A 26,643-nucleotide genomic window follows, 5' to 3' on the forward strand; every position below is an offset into this window, starting at 1 on the left:
TCTCGCCGAATCGGGAGAAGGTTGTCCATGCCAAAGAGACATCTTGTGTCTTTAGGAATCCTTCTGTCTCGGTCCACATAGGCTCTGAGCAGATTTTTGTCCATACACCTATTGAATTAGCTATACACCAGAACTGAAAAAAATACTCCAAGAGTACCGTTCAGGAACGTGATACGGTCTCCAACTGGAGTATAGCAAAAGATTCATTCATTTGCACGATAATTGACGTCAGCCGAGTACACTTTGTGAATATTTCCTGATCGATCCTCGACCATGAGCACGCCTTCATCATCTAAGCCGACTGCTCGTCCCTCAAATGATTGCGAGATGGTTTGGACAGTTACCCATCGTCCGATCGAATATGAGTTCTTTTCCCACTCTTTCTTTACCCGCTGGAAGCCATGCTGCAAAAAGTGGTCGTATTCCTCTTCAAAATTGCGGCAAAACTGCTGGATAAAGTCAGCTCGTTTCACTTCCTCGCCCGATTCGATGCGTAGTGAAGTGGCGATTGGCAATAGTTCTGTTGGGAAATCAGAATCCACGCTATTTGCATTTAGTCCAATACCGATGATGAGGTAGTTTACCCGATCTGCTTCTGCGTTTAATTCTGTCAAAATTCCGCATAGCTTTTTATCTCCGCAAAAGATGTCATTCGGCCATTTAATTTTTACAGGAACCCCTGTCACTTCGCGAATGGTTCTGGCCATTGTTACAGCTGTTAAAAGAGTCATTTGAGGCGTTTTGGGAAGCGGAATTGCAGGGCGCACAATCAGGCTCATCCATATCCCCGTTCCCTTGGGAGAGTGCCACGGTCGTCCCAGTCTCCCTTTTCCCCCTGTTTGCTGTTCAGCCAGGACAAGTGTTCCTTCAGGAGCACCTTTGGCAGCTGCCTCGTGAGCGAGTGGCTGCGTCGAGATGACCTCATCGTGAGCAAAGACGTTTTGTCCTATTCGCCTTGTTTGGAGTCCCGCCATAATTTCCGCCGCGGACAGTCGATCTGGAGCCACGATCAGTCGATATCCCGACTTGCGGACTGCTTCTACCTCATATCCATCCTTGCGCAGCTCTTCGATATGTTTCCACACGGCAGTTCGCGAGCAGCCACATGTCTGACTCAATTCCTCTCCGGAAATAAAAGCTCCCGGATGATCGCGAAACGCTTGCAGTATCACCTGTTTAATGTTCATTATCTGCAACCTCTTTCTTTGCAAACTCGATCAAGGCTTCCGGTGTATTGGGCAATCCATGTAAAGCTGCTTGGACTAGGAGGACGCTCAGTAATCGCATAATCCACTCGCCAGGCTTCTTTTGCAAAGCGATTTGCAAGTCCAAGCCTGATACAGCCAGATCTTTCACTTTTTTCACAGGCATTTGCTCATAAACCATCGCGAGCGACTGTGCAGAGTGAACAGCTCTATGCTTTGACCAGCATGCCTGTAGCAATACTTCTAGCTCTTGACACACTTCCCAGCCTTCTGCCAAAAGCAACTGGCCCCAGTCTACGTGCCCAGGACGATCCCATTCTACGGAGAGTTGACCGAGCAATCTCACAAAACCGACGATCATCTCTGTTTCCCGATTGGACATGCGCAAATAAGTGCACACGTCTTTGGCTTCTGCATGGGTATACTCTGCCGCATACATCAGCAATGACCATTTTTGCGCGGTGGTTAACAGCTGACTGAGTCTCCATGCCTGCTCACGCGCTAGGCTAACCAGCCCCTCCAAACGCGGTGAGAAAGCAAGCAGTCTGGTATCGAAAAGCAGCTGACAGCCGAGCTCGACCCCTGTGCTGTTTATGATTTTGTTCAGCTCTTCTCGTACTCGCTCAACTGCAATATGAGATAACAGGGGGGCTGTTTCCTTCATCGCCAAAAGCGTCTCGGCTTCAATCGAAAAACCTAGCTGTGCGGCAAAGCGAACACCGCGTAAAAGGCGCAAAGCATCCTCTTGAAACCGCTCAGACGCATTGCCAACCGCGCGAATAAGTCTGGACGACAAATCTGCACTTCCATCAAAAGGGTCCTGCAAGATTCGATTTCGGTCCATCGCCATCGCATTTATCGTAAAATCGCGCCGCTCCAGGTCAAGGCGCAATTCCGAGACAAACTGAACGTCCACAGGTCTGCGATAATCCTCGTACTTTCCCTCTGTCCGATAAGTCGTTACCTCAAATAACTGCTTCTCCATTTTCACAGAAACCGTGCCATGCTTGAGCCCGGTCGGAACATGGTCAGGAAATAGACGCATGACGTCGCCAGGATGGGCATTCGTACATATATCTATATCGTGCACGGGTCTGTGTAAGAGCCAGTCGCGGACACATCCACCAACGAAAAATGCTTCAAATCCGTTCTTTTCCAAGGTTTCCAACACACGATTTGCCAATTCGACAACCAATCCTGCTCCCTCCTTCCCACACCGTCCGCAACTGAAAAATCAGGAGGCGATTCGCTTGAGATTTTTATACGGATTGTTCATCTTTATATCCAAAGCCCTACAAATCGTAAAGGGGCATTAACCTAGCATCTGCTTATAAAGTGCTTCGTACTGGGAAGCAATTCGTTCATGACAAAACGTTGTGCAAGAACGCTCGATACTGTTCTTGGAAAACGTTTGATAAAGCTCGTTATTTTTCAGCAATTGGATAGCAGCCGAGGCCATGCCTTCTACATCACCGATCGGTCTCAGGTATCCGCACACACCGTCCAGCACTACCTCTGGCAACCCGCCAGCCACTGTTGCCACGACAGGCACTCCACACGCCATTGCTTCCAAGGCGACGAGGCCGAAGCTTTCTTTCTCTGACGGCAGTAGCATGAGATCCGCCAAGGAGAGAACTTCGGCCACGTCCTCCTGTTTGCCAAGAAAACAAACATCATCCGTTAATCCACGCTCGGCAATCATCTTTCTGACCGCTCCCATTTCCGGGCCTTCTCCGATCAGAATCAGTCTGGCTGGTACTTCCTCCTGCACCTTTGAAAAAATATCAATGACATCCGGTACTCTTTTCACAGGACGGAAGTTGGAGATATGCATGAGAATCTTCTCACCGTTTGGAGCAAACTTTTTCTTCAGCTTACTGACCTCTTTTGGATAATAGCGACGTTTGTCCACGAAATTGTAGATAGGGACAATCTCTTTTTCCACATGCAGGAGCTCGTTTGTTTGCTCGATCAAATCATTGGAGACAGCTGTAACCATGTCGCTTCGCTCGATCCCAAATCGGATCATATCGCTTAAATTCGAATCATATCCCAGTACCGTGATGTCCGTGCCATGGAGTGTTGTAACGATTTTAAGATGGTCACCTACCATCTGCTTTGCCAAAAAAGCGCATAACGCATGTGGTACTGCATAATGTACATGCAATAAATCCAGTTTTTCGTTTTTGACAACTTGTGCCATCCGGTTTGCCAAGGTCAGATCATAGGGCGGATATTTAAACACATCGTAGTTGTTCACTTCAACTTCATGGTAAAAAATATTTGGGTGGAAGGCACCCAAGCGAAACGGCATGCCTCCAGTAATAAAATGCACCTGATGGCCCCGTTCTGCCAATAATTTACCCAGTTCAGTTGCCACAACGCCGGAGCCACCTAATGAGGGATAACAAGTAATACCGATGTTCATGTCTGGGTGTCACTCCTTCTTACAGGCTGGTCAATACATATGGTGCGGCACTCACAAAGCCTTCTGCTAGGGCTACACCCGCCTGCTGACCAAATAAGCGTTCACGATATTCCACCATCTCTAAATAGCCGTTGGTAAGCGGTGTCTGCACGCTGCCCTCTTCCAGTTCAAACTGGCTGCGGTAACAGCGAAGCACCTCCATTTTTTCCGGGTAAATAGCGGTAACATCTACGACGATTTGTGGAGTTACCGTAGAATTAATAAAATAGTAAAGTAATTGCGAAGGTCGGTACGCTTCTGCTGAAGACTCAGACTGATATTTCCGGATGCCGGCATTAAAAACAGCTTCGCGAACAATCCGGCTGACACTCTCATGATCAGGATGACGATCAGAAAAATAAGGAGCCAAAACAATGCGTGGACGTGTTTGACGAATGAGGTCAACAGTACGGCTAATCGCCTGCTCTCGCACCTGCTCCAGTCCCCGATCTGGCAGTCCAAAATTAAAGCGTTCGGTAACGCCTATCAGTTTGTCTGCAGCTGCTGCCTCCTGCTGCCGCCGCTGAACGTCCCCGTTTGAAGACAGCTCGGCATAGGTCAGATCCAATATCGCTACCTTTTGCCCTTTTTTCGCTCCTAATAACAAGGTCCCCGCAGCCCCGATCTCCACATCATCAGGATGGGCTCCGATCGCCAGAATATCGAGTGAACTCATGCTTCATTCTCCTTATGTACCACTTCACGCCAGTCCAGTTCTCCACGCGACAAAGCCTTCAGCATAATTTCGGCCGAGCCTAAATTTGTTGCAACCGGAATTTTGTGGACATCACATAGACGGATCAGCGCAATAATATCCGGTTCGTGCGGTTGGGAAGTAAGCGGATCACGCAGGAAAATAATTAAATCCATTTCATTGCGTGCAATCATCGCTCCGATCTGTTGGTCCCCTCCAAGAGGACCAGACAGAAAACGGGTGAGCTGAAGTGAAGTAGCTGCCATGATTCGTGATCCGGTTGTACCTGTTGCAAACAAGTCGTGCTGTGCCAAGATGTTTTCGTAGGCCATTGCCAGTTGGACAATCTCTTCCTTCATTCGATCGTGGGCTATCAAAGCAATTTTCACGCAAACCTCTCCCCTGTTTTTCACTAGAGAACGCATTTAAACAAACGTTTAATCAATCAAATGCTCCAGACCATAGATCAGTCCGTTCATATTCATCACAGCTTTGATTGCCATATTTACCCCTGGCATAAAGGATTCACGGTTAATGGAATCATGTTTGATCGACAATGTTTGACCAGTGGCACCAAAAAGCACTTCCTGGTGAGCGACCATACCTGGCAAACGAACACTGTGAATACGGAAGCCTTCATAATCCGCACCACGTGCACCAGGGATCGTTTCCACTTCTTCAGGGTGACCCTGCTTCATTTCTTTTCGAACAGCAGCAATCATCTCAGCAGTCTTCAACGCAGTTCCACTTGGTGCATCCAGCTTGCGATCATGATGCAGCTCGATAATTTCAACATGCGGCATGTATTTTGCAGCCATCGCCGAGAATTTCATGCAGAGGATGGCACCGATCGCAAAATTCGGGGCAATAATCCCGCCCAAACCCGCTTCTTTATAGCGATCAGTCAGCTCTTGCAATTGCTCTGGTGTCAATCCGGTCGTTCCTATAACAGGTCGAACGCCATGCGCTAAGCATAGCTCCATATGACGATATACGCTGTGTGGTGTTGTAAAATCAACGAGTACATCCGGCTTCATTTCCTCTAGTTGGGCGATAACTGCTGCATCATCTACACGGGTATCCAAATTTGCCGTAAAAACAAGCTCAGCATCTGTCCCTAGCATCTTTACGACTTCCTGGCCCATTCGACCATTTGCACCAGCAACCGCTACACGAATTTGTTTGCTCATTGTGATTCGTTCTCCTCTATTCTCGTCCAACGATCTTTATCGCGTGTATTAAATTTGTGCATAATACGATCAAAGGCTTCTTGCAAATCAATTCCGAGAGAATTTGCAAAGCAAATTACGATGAAGAGCACATCTCCCAGCTCCTCCTCGACTGTCTTTTCGCCCTCGTTCTTTTTCTTAGGTTTTTCACCGTAAAAATGGTTAATCTCTCTGGCCAGCTCCCCTACTTCTTCTGTCATTCTGGCGAGCATAGCAAGCGGTGAAAAATAGCCTTCTTTGAATTGTGATATGTACTGATCTACTTCCTGCTGCATTTCCTGGATGGTCTTTTGCCGTTCCATCGGGTCACTCCTTTTCCTTCACTTACTTCTCTCTTTCACTTATCGTACCCGAAAAGGCTTCGTTTGCCAAATCTGAAGTACTGAGCCTTCCAACATATGGACAACTCAAGATTTGTTCCTATATAATGGCATTCGTTGGGCCTTTTTTCTGTGAAAAACGTCTCGACGTTTTTCATAAAAGTGGATGTGACCGCTTGCGGTCAAACAAAACGGTCATGACCGTTTTGTGCTATTTGATTTACCTGCATCTCATGTCGGTCGGGTCCGATTTGGCTTCGATCGGCGAACAGGAGGACATTATGAATCATCGTATGAAAAGCATCATCGCCATCATTATCGGTTCTGCCATTATGGGATTTGGCATTAATGCGTTTAACATCCCCAACCATTTGGCGGAAGGTGGAATTACAGGAATCAGTATTTTGATAAAACTGTTGTTTCCTGCTGTGGATCAAGGTGTAGTCTTTTTCGCACTGAACATACCTTTATTTTTTCTAGGTTGGAAAATTCTTGGACGAACTGCATTTTTCTACACCATTCTAGGGACCGTTTCGCTTTCGGTATTCCTCTCCGTCTTCGATGGTGTACTTCCCCTTCCAATGCAGGATCGCCTGCTCGCCTCTTTGTATGCCGGTGTCGCTGTTGGTGTTGGTTTAGGAATTATATTCCGTTACGGAGGCACTACAGGAGGCGTCGACATCATCGCCCGCCTGCTACAAAAGTACATGGGTGTGAGTATGGGGCGTACACTGTTTTTAGGTGATATTCTCGTGATCGGCGCATCCCTGGTTTATCTCAATTTGGAAAGTGCGATGTACACACTCGTTGTTGTCTTTATTGCCGCACGTGTTATCGACTTCTTGCAGGATGGTGCTTATGCAGGAAAAGCTTTGACGATCATTTCTAATCATGCAGAAAGCATTTCCGCACAGATTCTCGATTTAGGCCGCGGAGTTACCCTTCTCGCAGGAAAAGGGGCCTATTCTGGTGAAGAGAAAAAAGTCATTTATGTCGTCGTGAGCCGCAATGAGGTGATGCGCTTTAAAAATATCGTTCAGGAAATTGACCCACACGCCTTTGTCATCGTGAACGATGTCCACGAAGTATTGGGAGAAGGCTTCACGCTGGACGAAAATAAAAAGCCGATACATGAATAAGACTGGCATTACGGATATTAGAAAACTTGGCTTTGTCAAGCCTTTTGGCGCAGGCAGGGCCTTAGTTGCGCTTATACTATCTTCCTTAGAATTTTATACTTTCCGATAGTACAACAAAACCTTGCCCAATATAAGCGGCAAGGTTTTTTCATACCCACATTTTTTTACGCAGATCTTATCTCTCCATCGTACTTTTTCCAAGCAGCATATGACAGTGCAATCAACAACGCGATGGCAACAGAAAGCAGTATAACCATCGGTGAATCAGGACGCATCATTAACCGTGCAAACGTACTCTCCTCTGCCCCCACAAAAGCCAACTGCATGGAGCCGTTCAAATCGCGCAAGGCTTCTCGTACGACTTGCCAGTCCATTTTTGTATTTCTCATCTCTTTGTAGATCACATCATAGGCATTCGCCAGAGAGGACATCTGTTCTTCCGGCAACTGAATGCTCATCGCTGGCTTGATCGCTAAAAAAAGACGATAGTTTTCATCAAATTGCTCGCGGAATTGGAAAAAATCCCTTTCAACTGCCGATTGCTGCAAATTTTGCACTTGGTTCGCGAGGGAAGGATAGTAACTACGCCACATCGGCTGGTTCATATGCGTAAGCGCATCAATGGCTACACGGACCTGCGTTGCATGCCAGAGCAGCTGCTGTTCGCTCACGTTTGTCGAAGCAAAGCTTTTTTTGGCGGCTAAAATGGACTGCGTGACTGCATTTAAACTTTCAATTCGAATCGGTACTGGCAGATGCTGATTCGGGAATCGATCCGCAAGCTCCATGATCCTTTGCTGTGCGCCCTCCAAATCACCCTTCTTCGCATAAGATAATAAATCATGTGCAATTTGATCCAGCGCAGCCAGTTGTTTCTCCTCTATTGGTTGATCCAGCTTGGAATAAAGGTTGTGAATCGGCCACGATAAAAATAGACCAATGATTAGGAAAAACAGCAAAAATCGGATGTTTTTCTTCAACGCAAAAAACCTCCTTCCCTTTTACAGCGTATGGAAAGGAGGACAAGATTAGACCTTGTTTGTCGTATACTTCATATTCACTAACCAGATGACTGATATGGAAATCAAGCTTAATAGTACCGTAAACAGACCTACAAACCCGTCGTAAGGATCAAGCACACTCGGCAGCCACGGGTGGATTTTCATGACATAATCTAAAAAGTCATTGTTGAGCGTCCATAGAGCGGCGATGCCTACCGGCAAAATACTCAGCTTGTAAAAGCGTGCATACAGGACGGATTCTACAGCCATTCCTGTATGAGAGATAATCAACATTACGTCCGTAGAGCGCACTTCATTACCCATCATCCAGCCAGCCAAAATAATGCAGACTGCCCAGACACCGTACTTAAAATTGGTGATGCCAGCCAGGGCTTCCAGTACAGGAATGTGGCGACCCAACAAATAGGTAAGGAGTACCAACGTAAAAAGTCCGCTACCTGTCGGGCTGTCCGGGACGAAAGGACGCAAGAACACCGGTGTTGAAGCCAATTGGTCACCATACCAGATGAATCCGTATATGGTTCCTAACAGGTTTACAACAAGCAGTGTCCAAAGAAACCATCTTTTCCCCAATGAATGCCTAAACCACTCCCATATCCAGATCATGATTATCGTCTCCCGCTGTGTACGCCGCTAAAGAAAAAGCTGACCATTCGTCAGCTTTTTCTTCACTAGCTTATTTCAAGCTCGCCATGTATTCAGCCAGCTTTGCAATTTCTGCATCATCTTTGATCATACCGGGTGGCATTGCACCTTTACCATTCTTGATGACATCAGCAATCTGAGTCGCGTCTAATTGTGCGCCAATTTTTTGGAGGTTAGGTCCCATGCCGCCCTCCATGTTCTTTCCATGGCATCCCATGCAGCTTGTCTGTGCTTTCCACAGGGCATCTGCTGTAAAGCTGGTATCAGCTGGTGCAGGAGCTGCCGCACTGGAGCCTCCGCCACCTGCTGCTCCGCCACCTTTGTTTGCCGCATGGTTCGCGGAATGCTCATGGTCTGCTGCCCAAGTCAGATAGAAAACGCCTACAAGAGCAGTCAGCATCAAACCAGTTGCTACAGGACGTTTGCTTGGACGACGTTCTTTGCTTGTATCCAACCAAGGAACCAGCATCAAACCACCGAAAGCAATACCAGGGATAATAATCGTACCGAGGACTACCCAATCACCAGCAGCCCAAGGATATTTCAGCATTTGGTACAGGAACAGGAAGTACCAGTCAGGCAACGGAACGAAGGATGTATCGTTCGGGTTTGCTTTGTCAGTCAATGGTGACGGATGAGATACCGTCAAAATGAGGAACCCGACCAAGCAAACAGCTGCCACCATCCACTCTTTCAACAGGAAGTTCGGCCAGAATGGCTCGTTTTTCCCTGGGAAGTCGGAGTAGGATGGAGAAATGTTAGGGATACGCTTCGCCGATACTCGGGAATCTCCGACGAAGGTAGCATCTTTATCTAGTTTTGCCATGCTATTTCCTCCTTTTTATCGAAGACCGATTATAGTGGACCCGAGATACCTTGCGAACGGATCATCACAAAGTGAGCCCCTAACAGACCAAGAAGTGCACCTGGAAGGAAGAACACGTGAATCGCGAAGAAACGAGACAGGGTTTGCGCCCCTACGATATCTCCACCAGTAAGCAGCATTTTTACATATGGACCGATGAGCGGTACGGAGTTTGCGATCTCCAGACCTACCTTGGTCGCAAAGTATGCGGTGTTATCCCACGGCAGCAGGTATCCTGTGAAACCAAGACCCAGCATGACGAAGAAAATCAACATACCGACTACCCAGTTCAACTCACGAGGCTTCTTGTATGCACCTGTAAAGAAAACACGTAACGTATGTAGGAACATCATAACGATGACCAAGCTCGCGCCCCAGTGATGCATACCGCGAACGATTACCCCGAAGGCTACTTCGTTTTGTAGGTATTTTACGGATTCATAAGCATTGATGATGTCTGGAACGTAGTACATCGTCAGGAACATCCCAGACAGGATTTGAATAACGGTAATAAAGAACGTTAGTCCACCAAAGCAGTAAACGAAAGCAGAAAAATGATGTGCCGGGTTCACGTGCTCAGGTACTTCGTGGTCGGCCAAGTCACGCCACATCGGAGTGATGTTCAAGCGCTCATCGACCCAATCATACATTTTTTGCAACATTTTAGCCGTTCACCCCCGGACGAGGATTTGCTTTTACTTTACCCAAATACAGTTTTCCGTCTTTTACTTCTGTCTCGTACTCATCAAGGGATGCAGTTGGTGGCGTTCCCAAGATGTGTTCACCGTTAACTGAGTAACGGCCCAAGTGACACGGACAGAAATATTCATTTGGATGTTCTGGACTGGTATTCCAGTCAACTGTACACCCTAAATGCTTACAGATCGGGGACAGAGCGAGAATCTCACCCTTATCATTTTTGGTAACCCATGCAGACAAAGTGGATTCGGATTCATACCAACCGTCCTTGGTATGGACCTTGAATTCAACGCGCTTTGGCTCGGCACTAAACTCGTCCGGACTGCCAACAGCTACTGCATCCCCACCTGCATGTCCCTGCAGAAGTGGGTCAACCGCGAATCGAATCATTGGAGTGATCATTCCCGCAGCTAGGAACCCGCCAGTTCCCATCAGTGCGTAGTTTAAAAAAGTACGTCTGGAAATTTCGCGTTTGTCTCCCATCTCTTTTTTCCCTCCTTATCCTGAAAAATAGCGCAACGATGGCGTTTTCACACACATACACTAGGTCAATCCCAATCATAGCTAACGCCTAATTAGTTGTCAAGAATGTCCAGTAGACATGTCTTAGTCCAATCCCTTATAGAGATGTGATTGTTGCCATTTTGTCAAAAATAGCAACTTGTACCTGCTGATTTTTTATAGTATTACCAGAAAACGCTTTCTCTATTGATCCCGTTTTTGTTGCCAAAGTCGGATGACTTCCTTATATAAAACATCGACGGTCACCTCAAAACGAAGAGAAGAATCGAGATCCTCATCCCCTACCGGCAGCATGATAACACCCACATCCTTCCCGTCCGCAAGACGGATACGATCCCCTCTAAAGTGCAACAATACATGGTAGCCAAACGATTCGGGAGTCGTCTGTGCCAACTGTTCTTCTGCAAACTGATAGCTTATGGGAAAAAGCAATACTCTCCCTTTTAATCGTTGTTCAATCGCCGCAGCTACATTCAATAAATAGTTCATTCGCAGGACATGCTCTTCGACGGAGAAGCCAGAGCGGTACAAATAAAGAGGGAGCAGTGCGGTATCCACAAAGGTCCGCAACTCCTCCCAGTTTTCGAATTCGTTCATATTCCACTGCATAGGGTCGTCTCCTCTTCACCTGTAGATTCTGGAAACTAGCGTACCATGAATCTGAGGAAACAAGCAATACAGCCTACTTTTATGCTACCTACACTTTTTCGTAAGCCATAATCACTTTCAATTCATCTGTGAGCTTCAAGAACAATTCCTTGTTTTTCCCAGCCAAAGCATCATCTATCTCTTGATACAGCACTCTTTTTCGATATTGCCTCATCTGTTCATCGATGACCATCTCGGACAATAGACCTGACACCATTTGATTGTTCGTTCCGTACGCGTTGGAATAGAAATTTGGCCACTCCATACCCATCCCTCACTTCAATAAAATAGTCGTTTCGGTAAAACCATTATATTTGTGAAGCCAAGTCTGGCTGGCGTAGGTGGCTGTGTACAACCACTGCTTCTGATCGTCTTGGCCTACTCTCAGCAGTCCTAGATGCACCATCATCTTGCATACGCGATTGATTAATATATCTGTGGGCGAATCGTAATAAAACACCTTGATCCATGGTAGCAAAGCATCCAACAAAGCTTGCTGACTCACCCATCCACCTGAAGCGATCATTGGAATAAGCTGGACCAGCATCGGCAGGTTGGGGATTGCCCGTTTATACAGCCTCATCCAGAATCGGATGAAATCATGGTAGAGCTGATCACTGTATTGAAGCTCTAGGCGCTCAGCCCCCTTGTCAGAAAGGGCAACTCTTCCCTCTCTCTCCTCAATCCACTTATGAAAATAGCAGAAATCATACAGCAGCGAAAATCGGTCAGGGTATAGATCAAAATGCAGTCCATATCCGAATCGCCATTTCTGGGGCAAAAGAGGCTCTTCCTTGACATGGAGAAATTGAAAAAGCTGCTGTTGATAGCGTTTATACATTCCTCCCTCGGCTGTCAAAGGAATGGGTTCTTGGGAGAGGAAACGCAGAAACTGCATGATGTCGTCACATAGCGCTGTACCTTCGTCGCGATAAGCTTCTGGTCCGTCCATCACCAGCGCATTTTGCTCTCTCCATTTTTCTAGCCATGCGTGTAAATACGGCTCACGAATATCGAGGGGAACCTGATACTGACCCACCGTCTTGCTTTTCACAGGAAAGAACCAGCCGCGTCTCATCGCTTGTGCTATGTACCTTCTTGCTTCTTCTTGTTTCTTTTCCTTCTGGTTCTCCAGTGCCACTCCGGCTTTTGCGAGTAAATCCTCCAAAGACATGATCGTACGCTTGTCCAGGAACAAAAGCAGCATAAAATGCGTTTCTTCGTTTGTTAGCTGTTCAACTTCTTTTGTGATTGTCAACCGGTGTCTCAAGCTGGACAGCAGTGACGTGATTAGATCATTTTTTGAATGAGGGTTGCATTCGCATCCATAATGGTTGGCAATCTGATGGAGCTGCCGGATATCGGTATACACCAAGATCTCAGCCAAGTTCATCTGCGCATCCCTTCTTTACGATGGCTTTCTTGTATCCCTCATTCTTGCCAAAAAGCGGAAAAATAAACAGGAAGCCACGAGAAGTGACTTCCTGTTTGTCTGATTTTATTCGGAAATAGTTCAGGCAAGCGATTACTCTTCGTCGCTTTGCTCATCCCAGCTATCGTGCAATTGTTGGTATTCCTTGGCTTCATCATAGCGTCCCGACTGTGTCAAGAGAGCAATCAGCCTGCGGATCTGATCGAGATCAAAACCGGATAACGAGACGTACTGCTTCAAGGAATCAATCGCTTCTTCTGTTTTCCCGAGCGACAAATAAATATCTGCTGCAAGCGGATAAGCAGCCACGTATTCTTCTTCGATCGCTTGCAAATTTTTCACCAGTTCTACTGCTTCTTCCAGTCGCCCCACATGGAATGCCATCATTGCGCTGCCAAACAAGACTTCTGGTGATTGATCCAAAATGAGTGCTTGCCGAAACACTTGGTACGCTTGCTCGAATTGGCCATTCTGGGCCAAGGAGCGTCCTTTGGTCAACAGCAAATCAAGGCTTTCCGCTCCTGCCAGCTCCAGTAGCTGCACCGCTTGCTCATCTTCTCCGATGCGGAAGTACAGGTTACCGAGTGCTGCCATAATATCTTGATTATCAGGTTCTTTTTGACGAGCTTGCTCCAAATATTTGACAGCCACTTCATCCAAGTCCTGCAATGCATACAAATCAGCCAACAGCAGATCAAGCTGAATGCCTTCAAAACCAGATTCCTTGCACTCATACAACAAATGCTGTGCCGTCTCAAAATCACTGGAATCCAGAGCAATCTCTGCCAGCAGCAACTGACATTCGCGGCGCAGCGCCGGCTCCATGTCCGGATTTTTTTCCATGACGTCATTCAGTAAACGAACGGCATCGTCCAAATGCCCCAGACGATACCAAACTTCCGCCAAATACATCATGACATCGGGCAAATCTTTCCCGTGCTCCTGTACTTTTTGCAAGGCAGTCAGACCTAATTCCACCTCATCGTTTTCAATTCGCTTGATTGCTTCATCTATGACATAGAGCCACTTCTTCGGCATTTTGTTCACCTCATATGTATAGTTGCTTTGATGACTCCCTTACAGAAGAGCCACAAAAGACCGTCCGCAGACGGTCTTTTTCTTTACTCCCCATCATATACCATTATGCTCTCGTTAGCCAGCTCATCGTAAGAACAGTAATTAAAATACCGAAAACACTGAGCACAATGTTGTAATTTGGCTTCGGCAACTCAGGCGTACTGGGTTTGCCATCTAACGGAATGATGGATGCCGTAGCATTAGCAAGTTGTTCCTCCTGGAGAGGCGTAGCTTCTACTACATATGTACCATCATCTGATTGCATGGACGAGGAAATCACCTGTGCTTTTGGTGTATTCATCGCCATTACTTCTCCATTGATAACCAGTGAGTTCGCTTGCTCTGTTGTACTCGTATTTACATATAAAGTAAACGTAAACAACATCAACAAAAGAACGGCGACACTTGCACCAATGCGTCTCATTCTGGCTGTTACGCTGAAAATTTTACGTCCAATCGGAATAGCCCACTTCTCTTCTGATAGAATCCGGGCCATTACAGCGTCTACAATAGAACGAGAAGGAGTCACGGAATGATATTCTTCCTTGTGTGTCTCCATCCACTCCCCGCTATCCGACCACATCTCGTAATCGGCACGACAGGCGTAACATGATGCCATGTGATGGTCAACACGGCGTTGAGTCATCTCTGGCAAAAGTTTATCGGCGTATTCAGGCAGAATTTCCTGAACTTCTTCACATTTCATCATCGATTCATCCCTTCAGCTTCATCCAAATGAGGGTCCAGGATGTAGGTTTCCAACTGTCCTCTGATACTTTGTCTCGCTCGAAACAGCAAGGATTTCACTGAGCTAACCGTCAAATCCAAAATGGTCGCTATCTCGGTGTAATCCATCTGCTCGTACTCTCTCAGGATCAAGGCTGAGCGCTGTTTTTCTGGCAAGCTGTTAATCGCCAGTCTCACCATGCTCTCCCGTTCATTGCGTAATAAAACCTGCTCGGGCAAGGTTTTCGGGGATGCCATAGGAACCTGAAGGGTGTCGTCCAAATAGACGTCAGAATTGCGGCTTTTCCGCAATTCACTAAGCACGGAGTTACGAGCAATCGTATAGAGCCAGGTAGAAAAGGTGGCCTCTACATCTCGGAAAGAATGAATGCTTTTGTACGCCTTGTAAAACGTCTCCTGACAGATATCCTCAGCGATGTGCTCTAAATGTGCCTGACGCAATAAATGTGTAACAAAGGAGAGGATCTTTTTTTCGTATCGACGAATCAGTTCAGCATAGCATTCCAGATTACCTTCTTTAATCTCTCGGATAAGCTGGGAATCGGTCATAACCAGGATTACCTCCTTAGCGATTCCGATCCCTCAGCAGCCTTTGTAACATTAGACTGCTAGGGATGTAAAAAGTTGCGCTAATGTAACATTCTTTTTCTCGATATTTTCCATGAATCCTTCACGAAAAAACCCCCAAACCTGGGGTTAAATAACATATGTGTAGGGCTTTACGTCTCGAATGCACCTGCCCATCCCAATCGTAGAGAAGAACTCGCCATTTCGATATATCCACTTACCGTTCGACATAACAGAAGTTGGAAAAAATATTTCGCTAAAATTGAGAATAGTGGAAAGATCCTGCTTTGTCAACCAGTTTTCCTTTTTTAGGAAAACAATATCCGCATCTGCTCCGATTGTCAAGCATCCTTTTCGCGGATACAATCCTAAAACTTTGGCTACGTTCGTCGAAGTGAGTCGAATTAATAAACAGAGCAATTCTTCGGGTGTACTCCATCTCCTACGATAATCGCACTGGACATCGTGCAAGGACGCTGCGACTGGCCACATTTCATACCAATGACGATACATGTGACGCAGTGCCTGATCAGTCCAGTCCTTATTCAACCAAAAAACGTGGTAAAACGGATCGTACTGCTTTGTGTCAAAGAGTAACGTGGGATCGGGAAGTACCGTACGAATCTTCCAATACCGTGTCATGGATATCCACTGCTGAAGGATCTGATCCCTGCGATCTTTTTTCACAGAAGTCTCTTGCGGTATGTGTAAATGAAATATCGTCTTATAAGACGTATGAAGGGCAGAAATCGTTTCCCAATTTAGGCTGGAAATTTCTTCTGGGCTTCGAATCGTGATATGAATACCTGAATATCCTCTCCTGCTCCACTTACATGCCTCCTGATCGCGCAGCTCAGAAGCATTCATCCCTACATGCCAGCTGTAATCTATCAGGCTATTGTAATGCTGGGTTTGCTGATAATTCATTTGTGACGTACTCATCCAGCGATCCGGATAAAAAACATCCACGAGGCTTGTACAGCCCATTCGGATAAGTGAGCGGATCGCTTCTATGTATGGTTGCATCTCACGTATTTTATATAATGACTGATCTGAGAGCGTAATGAGTCCAGGCAAGAGATACATTCCTGTTGCATCCACTTCTGAAAAGGACGCCGTTTGCGATTCCCATGTTTTGTACAAGGTGTCTTTGGCTATCCGAATGATTTTGCCTTGAGATACCCATATATCTGCTTGCCTGATCCCTTGTGACGTAACGATTGATCCACCACGAATAACCATCCCTTGTTGTGACACAGCTCGTCCTCCTCTCGATCAGCCCTATCGAGATTTACGATTAGTACGAGCTTATGCGCCAGTTCGGAAAAAAGTACAAAAAAAAGACCGTCGTTTATTGTAAGCGCATTCAAACGACGGTAGCACATTTGTGCTTTATTATATTGGATAGGAGTGGAGAGAAACCATACTGTAGTTTTATAATAAACGGAATGTAAGCGCTTGTCAAATCATTTTTGCTAAAAAAAGATTCCTTTACTATGTGAAAAAACCCGCAATCTTTTTGCGGGTTCTCTCCTCTTATTTACTCACTTTTTCAAGCAACTGCGCAAAGCCCGGGAACGAAACATCAATCGCCTCGTCATTCTCTACTACGGTTTCACCTGCTGCGGCAAGACCCGCAATAGCCATCGCCATCCCGATTCTATGGTCTCCATGACTATCGATGACAGCCCCGGTTAAAGACGTCTCCCCTTCAATAATCATGCCATCGTCTGTCGGTGTTACCTTGGCACCAAACTTGGACAGCTGGCTAACCACAGTTGCGATTCGATCCGTCTCTTTTACTTTGAGCTCCTCAGCATCACGAATGATCGTCTGTCCTTTTGCCTGCGAAGCTATCACTGCAATAACCGGAATCTCGTCGATGAGTCTCGGTATGATATCCCCAGCAATTTCAATTCCATGCAGCTCGGAGTGTGTAACCAGCAGATCCGCTACGGGCTCTTCATTGACAATCCGTTCATTCAGAAGTTCAAGGCTTCCTCCCATTGCTTTGACCACATCAATAATTCCGGTGCGGCTCGGATTGATGCCTACATTTTCGATCAAAAGCGAGCTGCCTGGTACCACCATTACGGCCGCGATCAAAAATGCTGCAGAAGAAATGTCACCCGGCACAGAAATGGCACGGCCTGTTAGCTCTTGACCGCCTTCTACTGAAACAGTCAGACCATCACGTACGACTTGTACACCAAAGGCTTGAAGCATACGCTCTGTATGGTCACGAGACAAATGGGGTTCCGTTACACTTGTAACTCCCTTCGCTTGCAAGCCTGCCAGCAAAATCGCTGATTTCACTTGAGCACTGGCAACTGGAGATTGGTACGAGATCGCTTGCAAATCGCCACCTCGGATAGACAGCGGAGTGAACTCGCCATCTTTGCGTCCATCAATTTTGGCTCCCATTTGACGAAGAGGACCAATCACACGACGCATTGGACGCTTCGCAATCGATTCATCTCCCTCCATCACAACGTGGAATGGCTGTGTCGACATGATCCCTGCCATCAGTCGGATCGTCGTTCCTGAATTCCCTACTTCAAGGTGCTCCGAGGGCTCCTCTAGCCCAAACCAGCCTTTTCCCTGTACCGTCACTTCGTCACCTTGCTGTTCTATCTCGATGCCCATACTGCGAAAGCAGCTGATCGTGCTCAGGCAGTCAGCTCCTGGCAGAAATCCTTCGATGGTCGTCGTTCCGTTAGCAAGAGCACCAAACATAACTGCACGGTGTGAAATCGATTTATCTCCAGGAACACGGATCGTTCCTTCAATTTTTTGGGTTTGTCTTACGCGAAGCACAGTTCCACTCCCCTTTTTCTATTACTAGTCATGCTGTGAAGCGTCTTCGTTGTAAAGCACACAGGCACAACAAATCTATTATCGCTTGTATACATTGTAATCGAAATACCGTAGTAATTCCTCGCCTTTTTCCATTTCCTGTTGGGATTGAAACGTAATCCGCAAAGCCCCGTATATGTCTTCACGCGTTTCCCTGATTTGCAGGTTAGTAATATTGATTTGTCTGGCTCCCAAAAGAGTAGTAATCCTGCCGATTTCCCCAGGATGGTCAGGGATATCAATGTACAAATCGTTTAGCTGAGGCAGTGCGCCCGCTTTGCGCTCAGGCAGTCCGTCACGAAAATCACGCGCAGTCTTGAAAAAATGCTCGATACCGTCTGGGTCTCCCTTTTCTACGAGGGCCACCACATCCTGCAGGGCGTTCGACCAGTCATTGGCGATTTTCAGGATATGATCACGGTTTTGCAGCAATACATCACGCCACATACGCGGATTACTGGATGCAATTCTCGTGATGTCACGAAAACCTCCGGCAGCGAGTCTAGCATGCCACGCATTCTCGTCATCGTAGCCTGCGACCAAATTGACCAAGGCAGAGGCAAGAACATGCGGAAAGTGACTAACCGCTCCCACAACCTGATCGTGGGTATTGGCATCCATATGAACAACCTTTGCACGGGTTAATCCCAGCAGCTCTGTCAGACGCTCTAGTTTTTTCTCGTCGGTCCCCAGCGCAGGTGTCAGCACGTAGTAGGCATTTTCCATCAATCTGTCTGAGGCAGCTTCTACTCCAGATTTATGAGAACCAGCCATAGGGTGTCCACCGATAAAGGTCACATGCTCCGGTATAACAGCCAAAGCTTGTGAAACGATATTGGATTTGGTACTCCCCACATCGGTAATGATTACATCTTCCTGCAAATCCAACTCAGCCAGCAATCGCAGTGTACCAAAAATTTGCTCAACCGGTGAAGCAAGGAATATCACATTCGCTTCTCTGACCGCAGTTTGCATATCCGTCGTTCCTGCATGGATTACTCCAAGTGTCAACGCTTTGTCTAAACAATCTTGCCGTACATCGTAACCGACGACCCGAATAGTTGGATCACGTCGCATCGAAAGAGCGATTGATCCACCAATCAATCCGACACCGATTACAGCAATGGTGGTCTTTTTCATCTCCACTTTCTATCCTTCCTTCGTCTGCGTAGACAAAAATGCCGGGACAAATGCCCGGCATTTTTCGGGTTATTTCAATGCACCAGCAACGATCTCTTGAAGTACAGTCAGAATCTTTTCATTTTGCTCCTTCGTACCGACCGTAATACGCTGATAGCCTGGGAAGCCAAGCGCATTTCCGGAGCGAACAATGATTCCATGACTCAACAGCTTCTTGAATACGGCATCTGAATCCTGCTTCAGGTCAACCAGGATGAAGTTTGTTTGTGTAGGATAATAGGAGAGACCCCATTCATCAAAACGATCCGTAAATTGCTTCACGCCTTCTCTGTTACGCTCACGGCAGCTAATTACGAACTCCTGGTCCTTTAGTGCAGCACGGGCTGCCACTTGTCCGAGTGCGCCAGTGTTGAATGGCTCGCGCACGTGCTCCAGCTGAGAAACGAGCTCCTCCGATGCGACACCGTAACCGATACGCAGCGTTGCGAGACCATAGATTTTTGAGAAGGTGCGCAAGATGATTATGTTTGGATACTCAGCGAGCATTGGAATCGTTTGTGGGTACTCAGGGTCCACAACATATTCGTAGTATGCCTCATCCAACACAACAAGCACGTCTTTTGGCACTTTTTTCATGAATGCTTCCAGCTCGGAAGTTGTAACGATCGTACCAGACGGATTGTTCGGGTTACATACCCACACGACACGCGTCTGTTCGTTGATGGCAGCAGCCATTGCTTCCAGATCGTGAACGCCGTCTTTCAACGGAACCTCGATCAGCTCTGCCCCCTCAATAATGGCATTGGAGCGATATTGAGAGAACGTCTGCGACGCCATTACCGTATTTGTGCCCTCATTCAAAAACGCGCGAGAAATCATCAACAAATTTTCGTCAGATCCGTTACCAAAAATCAACTGGCCCGGCTTTACTCTGAGAAAATCAGCTAGGTCCCAGCGCAAATTCAGGCTTGCGCCATCTGGATAAAGCGCCAAATTGTCCAACTGCTCGACGATTGCCGCTTTTGCCTTTGGCGAAGAACCATAAGGATTTTCGTTGGACGCCAGCTTAATCACTTCTGTCAAACCATATTCGCGCTTGACGTCATCAATGGGTTTCCCAGGCTGATATACCGGGGCATTGAGTATGCGTTGCTTCGGTTGCATCCACGTTCACTCCAGTCACATTTTTCCCATTATTGTAGCGCACTCGCTAACTGTTGTACAAAGGTTTTTATTTTTTCAATTGCTTGCGGCATTTGTTCCGGGTCTTTCAATTGCTCGTTATACTTCTCGATCTCTTGTACAATCGCACTTCCGACAATCACACCATCTGTATGCGGCGCTACTGCCCGAACTTGTTCCGGCGTGGAAATACCAAACCCGACAGCTGTTGGCGCATTTGTAGACGATTTTACTTTTTGTAGAAACATTGCGAGATCGTCGCGTAAATCTGTACGTGTCCCAGTCACACCTAGCGAGGAAACACAATATAGAAATCCGGTTGCTTGTTCTCCGATTTTTTTGATGCGCGATTCAGATGTCGGCGCAACTAGCGATATGACATGAATGCCGTTTTTCTTCGCAGCCTCTACAGCCGGACCATTTTCCTCAATTGGCAAATCTGGAATGACAACTCCATCTGCTCCATAGGCAGCCAGTTCTGCAAAAAAGCGATCAATGCCATATTGTAGCACCGGATTGACATAGGAGAACAGGACGAGAGACGCCTCGACTCCTGCCTTTCTCAAGCGTGCTACCAGCTGTAATGCATCCGCGATTGACACCCCATTTTGGAGCGCTCTCTCTGATGCGCGCTGGATTGTCGGTCCGTCGGCCAGCGGGTCTGAATACGGCACTCCCAGCTCAATTACATCTGCCCCGGCCTCTACCATCGCCGCTACAATCTGAAAAGTGGCTTCGAGCGTCGGGTCTCCAACCGTAATAAACGGAATAAAACGTTTGCGACTGCGATCCTCAAACAAGCGGTCAATTCTGTTTGCAATTGCCGTCATTATTGCTCGCCCCCTTTGCTTTGCTCTTTCAAAGCCTCTTGAATGGTCAGAACATCTTTATCCCCGCGTCCTGACAAGCAAATAACGAGAATCTGGTCACTTGTCATTTGGGGTGCGCGCTTGATCGCTTCTGCTATGGCATGGGCACTCTCCAATGCTGGAATGATTCCCTCTGTCCGACATAACAGCTGCACTGCCTCCAAAGCTTCTGCATCCGTTACAGATGTATAAGTAACCCGACCAGTGTCTTTTAAATAGGAATGCTCTGGTCCTACCCCCGGATAATCGAGTCCGGCAGAAATAGAATGGGCCTCCTGTACTTGCCCATGCTCATCCTGCAACAAGTAAGTAAGCGAGCCATGAATAACACCCGGACGCCCCAAGCTCAGCGTAGCCGCATGCTTATCGGTATCCACTCCGTGTCCGGCAGCCTCTACACCGCGCAAAGCAACAGTGTCGTCCTGAATGAATGGATAAAACATGCCAATTGCATTGCTGCCGCCACCCACGCAGGCAATAACCTCGTCCGGGAGTCTGCCCAGCATTTGCAAGATCTGACTGCGCGTCTCTTCTCCGATGATCTTTTGGAATTCACGCACGATGTACGGATAAGGATGGGGCCCCACAACTGAACCGATCACATAAAACGTTTCTTCTACATGAGTAACCCAATGACGGATCGCTTCGTTCGTTGCATCCTTCAATGTACGTGAACCAGAAACAGCAGGGATGACCTCGGCGCCAAGCAGCTTCATGCGAAAGACATTCAGCGACTGGCGGCGAATGTCTTCCTCGCCCATGAAGACTTTGCAGGAGAGACCCAATTTAGCTGCTACCGTCGCACTGGCTACCCCATGCTGTCCAGCGCCCGTTTCAGCAATAATTGATTTTTTCCCCATACGCTTCGCAAGCAAGGCTTGACCGAGAGCGTTGTTCAATTTGTGTGCACCAGTATGGTTAAGATCCTCACGCTTGAGATAAATCTGCGCTCCTCCAAGTTCCTCCGTCAATCGCTCTGCATACGTCAGAGGCGTTGGTCGTCCTGCATATTCACTTAGCAGCCCACCCAGCTCCTGAACAAACTGAGGGTCACGACGCGCTTCTTCAAATGCTACCTCCAAAGTCGCTACCGCATTCATCAATGTCTCAGGGACAAACTTTCCTCCGAACTGTCCAAAGCGTCCATTTTCATCAGGCACGACCGGGGTCGTTGTCTGTTGCGTGTTCATCCGCTTTCACCCTTCCCACCAATGTTTTTATTTTGGAGGCGTCTTTCTCGCCATCTGTTTCGACTCCACTGGATACATCAATCATGTTTGCCTGATAACGTCCAACAAGCTCTGCCACATTGTCCGTATTTATCCCACCTGCGATAACGCAAGCTGCCTCACCGCAGCTTTCCTGCAGCTTCGGTATTTGCTCCCACGAGAAGCGTTTTCCAGTTCCGCCCGCCATGCTCGGGTCGTACGTATCGAACAAAAACGCATGAACAACTCCGGCATATCGCTCTATCTCGCTTGCTGCATCTGACTCTCCCCCAACCGCCAAAGCCTTCCAAACAGGAATCGAGAAGCGCTCCTGAACCTCCTGACAAAATGCTGGTGTTTCCTGTCCATGGAGCTGAACTACTGCTAGCGGAACCTGACTGAGTATTTCATCCAGCTCCTCTATGCTCGGATTTACAAACACGCCTACTGCCGGAGGATGATCCGGTACCGATGCGAGCAGGCTTTTCGCAGTCTGGGCATCTACCTTACGTTTGCTTGGTGCGAAGACGAGCCCGACGAAGTCGACGTCAAGCTCTTTTAGCAGTGCCAACGTTTCTGTACGCTTAATGCCGCATATTTTGATTTGGGTCATTTGCTCATCCCCATTGCAGTCGCTGAACCGACTAGTGACAGCACTGCCTGCTCCACATCCTCTTGTCGCATGAAGTGCTCGCCGACCAATACTGATCGTGCGCCTGCCTTTCTTACATTTTCAATATCTGTGGGTACCGAGATTCCGCTCTCGCTCACCACCGTAATTGTTTTAGGAATGTCAGCAATAACTTCATGTGTGACTGCTAGATCAGTTTGGAACGTATTAAGATTTCGATTGTTTATCCCGAGCAGTTTAGGTTCAACCGCTTGGAAAACCATCTCACATTCTCGTCTGTCGTGTACTTCAATCAGAACATCCATGCCCAGGGCTTCCGCCGTCTGTGCGAGGTGACGCAGCTGCCCAGGCTCCAGAATTGCTGCGATTAGCAAAATGCAGTCAGCGCCTGCCGCCCTTGCCTCCACTACTTGAATTTCGTCAATGAGAAAATCTTTTCGCAGCAACGGCCGGTCAATCGCTTCATGAATGCGAGTCAGATATGACAGACTGCCTTGGAAAAATGCTTCATCGGTCAAAACCGAAATGCACTCCACCTCAGCAGCTTTATAAGCCTTGGCAATTGCGATCGGATCAAAGTCAGGACGAATCAACCCTTTTGATGGAGATGCTTTTTTCACTTCCGCAATCACACTGACAGGACGAGCACTCGTTTCCAGTGCCCTCTGAAATCCTCGAGGTTCTTGAATCGCCTTCGTATCTGCTAAAAGAGAAGCTGTCGTCACAGCGGCTTTTAGACGTGCGATTTCTTCCTGTTTTTTCTCTACGATTTTACGAAGCATGAATCATTCCTCCTGCAATTTGACGGAACTGCTCCAGTTTGCGCAGGACGAGTCCGTCATCGATCAGTTCAGCCGCTCGAATCACGCCTTCTCCAATAGTGCTTACCCGATCGGCGAGATACAGAATGGCTCCTGCATTAAGCAAGACGATATCGCGCGGGGCCCCGCGTTTTCCGGCGAACACGTCGTGAATAATCGCGGCATTTTCATTCGCATCTCCACCGCGCAGAGCATCTTTATCATGGCGGCGCAGTCCAAATTGCTCCGGATCAACCTCATAGGTGTGAATTTGACCGTCACGAAGCTCAGCGATATGACTGATTCCCGTCACTGTCAGTTCATCGAGTCCATCCGAACCCGCAACCACTAATGCTCGGTGGACATCCAGCTCTCTGAGTACAGTGGCTACAGTCAGAAGCAGCTCGGCATCATATACACCCATTAGCTGGTGAGTAGCTCCTGCCGGATTCGTCAGAGGACCCAAAAGATTAAAAACAGTCCGAATAGCCAGTTCCTTACGTGGCCCTGCTGCATGCTTCATCGCTTGATGATACAAAGGGGCAAACAGAAAGCACAAATTCGTAGCCCGAAGACAATCAGCCGCATCCTTTGGTGCCAGATTGACCGGTACGCCCAGTGCTTCCAGTACGTCTGCGCTCCCGCTTTTACTCGACACGGCGCGATTCCCGTGTTTGGCGATTCTCACTCCGTCACTGGCTGCCACAATGGCACTCGCCGTCGATATGTTAAAGGTATTGCTGCCGTCTCCACCAGTCCCACATGTATCCACTAACCCGGGAAGATCAATCGGAAAACGAGTAGCACGCTCTCTCATCGCTCGCGCAAAGCCGATAATCTCTTCAACCTGCTCCCCCTTCAGGCGCAAGCTAGCCAGAAATGCTCCGATTTGGGCAGGAGTTGCCTTTCCATCCATGATCTCGCCCATCGCTTCTTCTGCGACATTTCGGTTCAAATGGCTTCCTTTTAGAATTTGGTCCAATGCGTGGGTTAGCATGGCAACTCCTCCTTCCGCGCGAATAGCTGCTCCGCCTTTTCCAAAGCTGAAATCATCGCCGCTGCTTTATTAATCGTCTCCTGATATTCACTTGCCGGAACCGAGTCCGCGACTATACCCGCACCTGCTTGCACATGTGCATAGCCATCTTGGAAAAATAAGGTTCGAATCGTAATGCAGCTATCCAGTGATCCATCGAACGACAGATAACCAATCGCTCCTGCGTATAAGTGTCTTGCATCTGGCTCCAGCTCGGCAATGATCTCCATCGCTCTAAGCTTAGGAGAGCCGGATACCGTACCCGCCGGAAAAGCAGACAGAAGAGCATCAAAGGCATGGAGTCCTTCACGCAGCTTTCCAGTCACGTGAGATACCATGTGCATGACGTGGGAATAATTTTCGATCACGAGTGCCTCTTCCACTTTTACGCTGCCGTAGGAGGACACTTTTCCGACGTCATTTCGACCGAGATCAAGCAGCATGTAATGCTCCGCCCGCTCTTTGTTGTCTGCGAGCAAATCAGCTGCCAGCTCAGCATCCTCTTGTGGAGTTGCACCGCGTTTGCGTGTCCCTGCAATCGGCCTCATCTCTACTTTATCGTCCTCAACCCGTACCAATAGTTCGGGAGATGTACCAACCACTGTTTCGCCTTCGTATTCCAAATAGTACATGTACGGCGAAGGGTTCAGTGTCCGCAGCAAGCGATAGACGGCAAAGGGATCTACTTCGGTCTTTACGGAAAAACGCTGTGAAAGCACTACTTGAAAGATATCGCCAGCCGCAATGTATTCCTTGGCTTGCTCTACCATCTGTTCATATTGCTTCTGGCTCATGTTGGGCTCGACAGTCAGCGCAGATGGTGATTGAGCGGCTACCTGTATGCGACTGTCTACTTGCAGAGGTGCCGTTACCTTTGTTGCCAGCTGTTCGATCCGTTCACAAACTAGTTTGTATTTTTCGGCAATCCGGGCTGCTGAATCTCCTTGTTCCACATGCAGATTTACGATCAGCTGGATTTCTTGCTTCAAGTGATCGAATGCGATCATCTCGTCTACGAAAAGGAAGCGCATATCCGGTACACGCACTGCCTCTTGTCGATGTGGAGGCAGATTTTCAAAATAACGCAGCGTATTGTAGCCAAAAAATCCGACCGCACCACCACTCAGTCTGGGGAACTGAGGGAGCTTTGGACTTTTATAGCGATCTGTTTCCTCACGCAAAAAGTTCACTGGATTTCCTGTACGGACAAATCGCTCTCCATTTCGTTTCGAAACGGAAATTTCTTCTCCTTTTGCTTCGACGATTTGAAATGGGTTCATCCCGATAAATGAAAAACGTGCCCAGCGCGTACCGCCTTCCACGCTCTCCAGCAGGAACGAATTACTCGTCCGAATCTTTTGGTACAAACGAATAGGTGTTTCTTGGTCAGCTAACAAGGTCATGCTTACAGGGATCATTGAATACGATGCCGAAAGGGACTGCACTTCGGCCAGGGAGGGGAAATACATGGACTCTCATCTCCTTTTTAGAGGGAGTGAAAAGGGATAGTGCTCACCTTTTCTCTACCCGCTTTTTAGAGCGAGAGGTAGGGGGAGAAAAATATGAAAAATAATCCAGTACGGACCTGGATTTTGGGTATGTGTATGTACCCAGCTTGCTCTTCTCTCCTCAACCTAACTCAT

28 protein-coding genes and 2 pseudogenes are annotated in these 26,643 nt (G+C 47.6%); 1 reads left to right on the forward strand and 29 read right to left on the reverse strand.

Annotated elements, in window-relative coordinates:
- Positions 1–203: 203 nt before the first annotated feature.
- From SB752_RS04500 to SB752_RS04530, 7 genes are all read right to left on the reverse strand, one after another.
- A complete protein-coding gene (locus tag SB752_RS04500; protein WP_410714531.1) occupies positions 204–1,187 on the reverse strand; it encodes a biotin--[acetyl-CoA-carboxylase] ligase in 984 nt (327 codons plus the stop codon).
- A complete protein-coding gene (locus SB752_RS04505) occupies positions 1,177–2,400 on the reverse strand; it encodes a CCA tRNA nucleotidyltransferase (protein WP_410714532.1) in 1,224 nt (407 codons plus the stop codon). The genes SB752_RS04500 and SB752_RS04505 overlap by 11 nt, the downstream gene beginning before the upstream one ends.
- A 117-nt stretch (positions 2,401–2,517) precedes the next feature.
- On the reverse strand, positions 2,518–3,633 hold the full coding sequence (gene bshA / locus SB752_RS04510; RefSeq protein ID WP_410714533.1) for an N-acetyl-alpha-D-glucosaminyl L-malate synthase BshA: 1,116 nt from the start codon (positions 3,631–3,633) through the stop codon (positions 2,518–2,520).
- A 19-nt stretch (positions 3,634–3,652) separates the two neighbouring features.
- Positions 3,653–4,348 carry a bacillithiol biosynthesis deacetylase BshB1 gene (gene bshB1 / locus SB752_RS04515; RefSeq protein WP_410714534.1) on the reverse strand — a complete coding sequence of 232 codons (696 nt, stop codon included), beginning with the start codon at positions 4,346–4,348 and terminating at the stop codon, positions 3,653–3,655.
- Positions 4,345–4,755: a methylglyoxal synthase gene (locus tag SB752_RS04520; protein ID WP_410714535.1), complete on the reverse strand. Its 411-nt coding sequence runs from the start codon at positions 4,753–4,755 to the stop codon at positions 4,345–4,347. The genes bshB1 and SB752_RS04520 overlap by 4 nt, the downstream gene beginning before the upstream one ends.
- Positions 4,756–4,803: 48 nt before the next feature.
- Positions 4,804–5,556 (reverse strand): 4-hydroxy-tetrahydrodipicolinate reductase, encoded by a 753-nt coding sequence (gene dapB, locus SB752_RS04525; RefSeq protein WP_410714536.1) that lies wholly within the window; start codon positions 5,554–5,556, stop codon positions 4,804–4,806.
- The gene (locus tag SB752_RS04530; protein WP_410714537.1) at positions 5,553–5,897 is read right to left on the reverse strand and encodes a nucleotide pyrophosphohydrolase; all 345 of its coding nucleotides are present in this window, start codon (positions 5,895–5,897) and stop codon (positions 5,553–5,555) included. Before SB752_RS04530 ends, dapB begins: the two co-directional genes overlap by 4 nt.
- Before the next feature lie 299 nt (positions 5,898–6,196).
- Between SB752_RS04530 and SB752_RS04535 the strand changes: the two genes are divergently transcribed.
- Positions 6,197–7,054, forward strand: coding sequence for a YitT family protein (locus SB752_RS04535; RefSeq protein ID WP_410714735.1), 858 nt, complete (start codon positions 6,197–6,199; stop codon positions 7,052–7,054).
- A 164-nt stretch (positions 7,055–7,218) separates the two neighbouring features.
- Here SB752_RS04535 and SB752_RS04540 read toward each other — a convergent pair whose 3' ends face one another.
- From SB752_RS04540 to trpE, 22 genes and pseudogenes are all read right to left on the reverse strand, one after another.
- Positions 7,219–8,034, reverse strand: coding sequence for a sporulation protein YpjB (locus SB752_RS04540; protein ID WP_410714538.1), 816 nt, complete (start codon positions 8,032–8,034; stop codon positions 7,219–7,221).
- A 48-nt stretch (positions 8,035–8,082) separates the two neighbouring features.
- On the reverse strand, positions 8,083–8,682 hold the full coding sequence (locus SB752_RS04545; protein WP_103105224.1) for a DUF1405 domain-containing protein: 600 nt from the start codon (positions 8,680–8,682) through the stop codon (positions 8,083–8,085).
- A gap of 73 nt (positions 8,683–8,755) precedes the next feature.
- A pseudogene (locus tag SB752_RS04550) lies at positions 8,756–9,091 on the reverse strand (c-type cytochrome); the annotation flags it as partial.
- Positions 9,080–9,547 (reverse strand): annotated as a pseudogene (locus SB752_RS04555) (menaquinol-cytochrome c reductase cytochrome b/c subunit); the annotation flags it as partial. The pseudogenes SB752_RS04550 and SB752_RS04555, both read right to left, overlap by 12 nt.
- Positions 9,548–9,576: 29 nt before the next feature.
- The gene (gene qcrB / locus SB752_RS04560; protein WP_049740092.1) at positions 9,577–10,248 is read right to left on the reverse strand and encodes a menaquinol-cytochrome c reductase cytochrome b subunit; all 672 of its coding nucleotides are present in this window, start codon (positions 10,246–10,248) and stop codon (positions 9,577–9,579) included.
- A 1-nt stretch (position 10,249) separates the two neighbouring features.
- Positions 10,250–10,768, reverse strand: a complete 519-nt coding sequence (locus SB752_RS04565) for a Rieske (2Fe-2S) protein (RefSeq protein ID WP_410714539.1) — start codon at positions 10,766–10,768, stop codon at positions 10,250–10,252.
- Positions 10,769–10,990: 222 nt separating this feature from the next.
- Positions 10,991–11,416 carry a DUF2487 family protein gene (locus tag SB752_RS04570; RefSeq protein WP_410714540.1) on the reverse strand — a complete coding sequence of 142 codons (426 nt, stop codon included), beginning with the start codon at positions 11,414–11,416 and terminating at the stop codon, positions 10,991–10,993.
- 88 nt (positions 11,417–11,504) lie between these two features.
- Positions 11,505–11,720 (reverse strand): IDEAL domain-containing protein, encoded by a 216-nt coding sequence (locus SB752_RS04575; RefSeq protein WP_410714541.1) that lies wholly within the window; start codon positions 11,718–11,720, stop codon positions 11,505–11,507.
- Between the two features lie 9 nt (positions 11,721–11,729).
- Entirely contained in the window at positions 11,730–12,848 is a 1,119-nt protein-coding gene (locus SB752_RS04580; RefSeq protein WP_410714542.1) for a hypothetical protein, read from the reverse strand.
- A gap of 132 nt (positions 12,849–12,980) precedes the next feature.
- Positions 12,981–13,925, reverse strand: a complete 945-nt coding sequence (locus SB752_RS04585) for a tetratricopeptide repeat protein (RefSeq protein WP_410714543.1) — start codon at positions 13,923–13,925, stop codon at positions 12,981–12,983.
- 103 nt (positions 13,926–14,028) lie between these two features.
- Complete coding sequence (locus SB752_RS04590) at positions 14,029–14,673, reverse strand: zf-HC2 domain-containing protein (protein WP_410714544.1); 645 nt, start codon at positions 14,671–14,673, stop codon at positions 14,029–14,031.
- Positions 14,670–15,260 carry an RNA polymerase sigma factor gene (locus tag SB752_RS04595; RefSeq protein WP_103105232.1) on the reverse strand — a complete coding sequence of 197 codons (591 nt, stop codon included), beginning with the start codon at positions 15,258–15,260 and terminating at the stop codon, positions 14,670–14,672. The genes SB752_RS04590 and SB752_RS04595 overlap by 4 nt, the downstream gene beginning before the upstream one ends.
- A 147-nt stretch (positions 15,261–15,407) precedes the next feature.
- Positions 15,408–16,535 carry an amidohydrolase family protein gene (locus tag SB752_RS04600; protein ID WP_410714545.1) on the reverse strand — a complete coding sequence of 376 codons (1,128 nt, stop codon included), beginning with the start codon at positions 16,533–16,535 and terminating at the stop codon, positions 15,408–15,410.
- A 279-nt stretch (positions 16,536–16,814) separates the two neighbouring features.
- Complete coding sequence (aroA, locus tag SB752_RS04605; RefSeq protein ID WP_410714546.1) at positions 16,815–18,095, reverse strand: 3-phosphoshikimate 1-carboxyvinyltransferase; 1,281 nt, start codon at positions 18,093–18,095, stop codon at positions 16,815–16,817.
- 78 nt (positions 18,096–18,173) lie between these two features.
- Positions 18,174–19,274, reverse strand: coding sequence for a prephenate dehydrogenase (locus SB752_RS04610; RefSeq protein ID WP_410714547.1), 1,101 nt, complete (start codon positions 19,272–19,274; stop codon positions 18,174–18,176).
- A 69-nt stretch (positions 19,275–19,343) separates the two neighbouring features.
- On the reverse strand, positions 19,344–20,438 hold the full coding sequence (gene hisC / locus SB752_RS04615) for a histidinol-phosphate transaminase (RefSeq protein ID WP_410714548.1): 1,095 nt from the start codon (positions 20,436–20,438) through the stop codon (positions 19,344–19,346).
- Between the two features lie 29 nt (positions 20,439–20,467).
- On the reverse strand, positions 20,468–21,286 hold the full coding sequence (gene trpA / locus SB752_RS04620; protein ID WP_410714549.1) for a tryptophan synthase subunit alpha: 819 nt from the start codon (positions 21,284–21,286) through the stop codon (positions 20,468–20,470).
- The gene (gene trpB, locus SB752_RS04625) at positions 21,286–22,515 is read right to left on the reverse strand and encodes a tryptophan synthase subunit beta (protein WP_410714550.1); all 1,230 of its coding nucleotides are present in this window, start codon (positions 22,513–22,515) and stop codon (positions 21,286–21,288) included. The genes trpA and trpB overlap by 1 nt, the downstream gene beginning before the upstream one ends.
- A complete protein-coding gene (locus SB752_RS04630; RefSeq protein ID WP_410714551.1) occupies positions 22,478–23,146 on the reverse strand; it encodes a phosphoribosylanthranilate isomerase in 669 nt (222 codons plus the stop codon). Before SB752_RS04630 ends, trpB begins: the two co-directional genes overlap by 38 nt.
- Positions 23,143–23,946, reverse strand: coding sequence for an indole-3-glycerol phosphate synthase TrpC (gene trpC / locus SB752_RS04635; RefSeq protein ID WP_410714552.1), 804 nt, complete (start codon positions 23,944–23,946; stop codon positions 23,143–23,145). The genes SB752_RS04630 and trpC overlap by 4 nt, the downstream gene beginning before the upstream one ends.
- Positions 23,936–24,961, reverse strand: a complete 1,026-nt coding sequence (trpD, locus tag SB752_RS04640; RefSeq protein WP_410714553.1) for an anthranilate phosphoribosyltransferase — start codon at positions 24,959–24,961, stop codon at positions 23,936–23,938. The genes trpC and trpD overlap by 11 nt, the downstream gene beginning before the upstream one ends.
- Positions 24,955–26,469: an anthranilate synthase component I gene (gene trpE / locus SB752_RS04645; protein ID WP_410714554.1), complete on the reverse strand. Its 1,515-nt coding sequence runs from the start codon at positions 26,467–26,469 to the stop codon at positions 24,955–24,957. Before trpE ends, trpD begins: the two co-directional genes overlap by 7 nt.
- Between the last annotated feature and the right edge of the window lie 174 nt (positions 26,470–26,643).

Source organism: Brevibacillus sp. SIMBA_040, from assembly GCF_046535075.1.
Lineage (GTDB): Bacteria > Bacillota > Bacilli > Brevibacillales > Brevibacillaceae > Brevibacillus.

Coding starts and splice junctions, on each gene's coding strand:
- SB752_RS04565 (WP_410714539.1), bottom strand. CDS start 10,768: ATGGGAGACAAACGCGAAATTTCCAGACGTACTTTTTTAAACTACGCA.
- SB752_RS04535 (WP_410714735.1), top strand. CDS start 6,197: ATGAATCATCGTATGAAAAGCATCATCGCCATCATTATCGGTTCTGCC.
- SB752_RS04585 (WP_410714543.1), bottom strand. CDS start 13,925: ATGCCGAAGAAGTGGCTCTATGTCATAGATGAAGCAATCAAGCGAATT.
- SB752_RS04575 (WP_410714541.1), bottom strand. CDS start 11,720: ATGGAGTGGCCAAATTTCTATTCCAACGCGTACGGAACGAACAATCAA.
- SB752_RS04595 (WP_103105232.1), bottom strand. CDS start 15,260: ATGACCGATTCCCAGCTTATCCGAGAGATTAAAGAAGGTAATCTGGAA.
- trpC (WP_410714552.1), bottom strand. CDS start 23,946: ATGCTTCGTAAAATCGTAGAGAAAAAACAGGAAGAAATCGCACGTCTA.
- bshA (WP_410714533.1), bottom strand. CDS start 3,633: ATGAACATCGGTATTACTTGTTATCCCTCATTAGGTGGCTCCGGCGTT.
- trpB (WP_410714550.1), bottom strand. CDS start 22,515: ATGAACACGCAACAGACAACGACCCCGGTCGTGCCTGATGAAAATGGA.
- SB752_RS04545 (WP_103105224.1), bottom strand. CDS start 8,682: ATGATCTGGATATGGGAGTGGTTTAGGCATTCATTGGGGAAAAGATGG.
- dapB (WP_410714536.1), bottom strand. CDS start 5,556: ATGAGCAAACAAATTCGTGTAGCGGTTGCTGGTGCAAATGGTCGAATG.
- bshB1 (WP_410714534.1), bottom strand. CDS start 4,348: ATGAGTTCACTCGATATTCTGGCGATCGGAGCCCATCCTGATGATGTG.
- SB752_RS04530 (WP_410714537.1), bottom strand. CDS start 5,897: ATGGAACGGCAAAAGACCATCCAGGAAATGCAGCAGGAAGTAGATCAG.
- SB752_RS04590 (WP_410714544.1), bottom strand. CDS start 14,673: ATGATGAAATGTGAAGAAGTTCAGGAAATTCTGCCTGAATACGCCGAT.
- SB752_RS04570 (WP_410714540.1), bottom strand. CDS start 11,416: ATGCAGTGGAATATGAACGAATTCGAAAACTGGGAGGAGTTGCGGACC.
- qcrB (WP_049740092.1), bottom strand. CDS start 10,248: ATGTTGCAAAAAATGTATGATTGGGTCGATGAGCGCTTGAACATCACT.
- trpD (WP_410714553.1), bottom strand. CDS start 24,961: ATGCTAACCCACGCATTGGACCAAATTCTAAAAGGAAGCCATTTGAAC.
- SB752_RS04610 (WP_410714547.1), bottom strand. CDS start 19,274: ATGAAAAAGACCACCATTGCTGTAATCGGTGTCGGATTGATTGGTGGA.
- hisC (WP_410714548.1), bottom strand. CDS start 20,438: ATGCAACCGAAGCAACGCATACTCAATGCCCCGGTATATCAGCCTGGG.
- SB752_RS04580 (WP_410714542.1), bottom strand. CDS start 12,848: ATGAACTTGGCTGAGATCTTGGTGTATACCGATATCCGGCAGCTCCAT.
- trpE (WP_410714554.1), bottom strand. CDS start 26,469: ATGTATTTCCCCTCCCTGGCCGAAGTGCAGTCCCTTTCGGCATCGTAT.
- SB752_RS04500 (WP_410714531.1), bottom strand. CDS start 1,187: ATGAACATTAAACAGGTGATACTGCAAGCGTTTCGCGATCATCCGGGA.
- SB752_RS04630 (WP_410714551.1), bottom strand. CDS start 23,146: ATGACCCAAATCAAAATATGCGGCATTAAGCGTACAGAAACGTTGGCA.
- trpA (WP_410714549.1), bottom strand. CDS start 21,286: ATGACGGCAATTGCAAACAGAATTGACCGCTTGTTTGAGGATCGCAGT.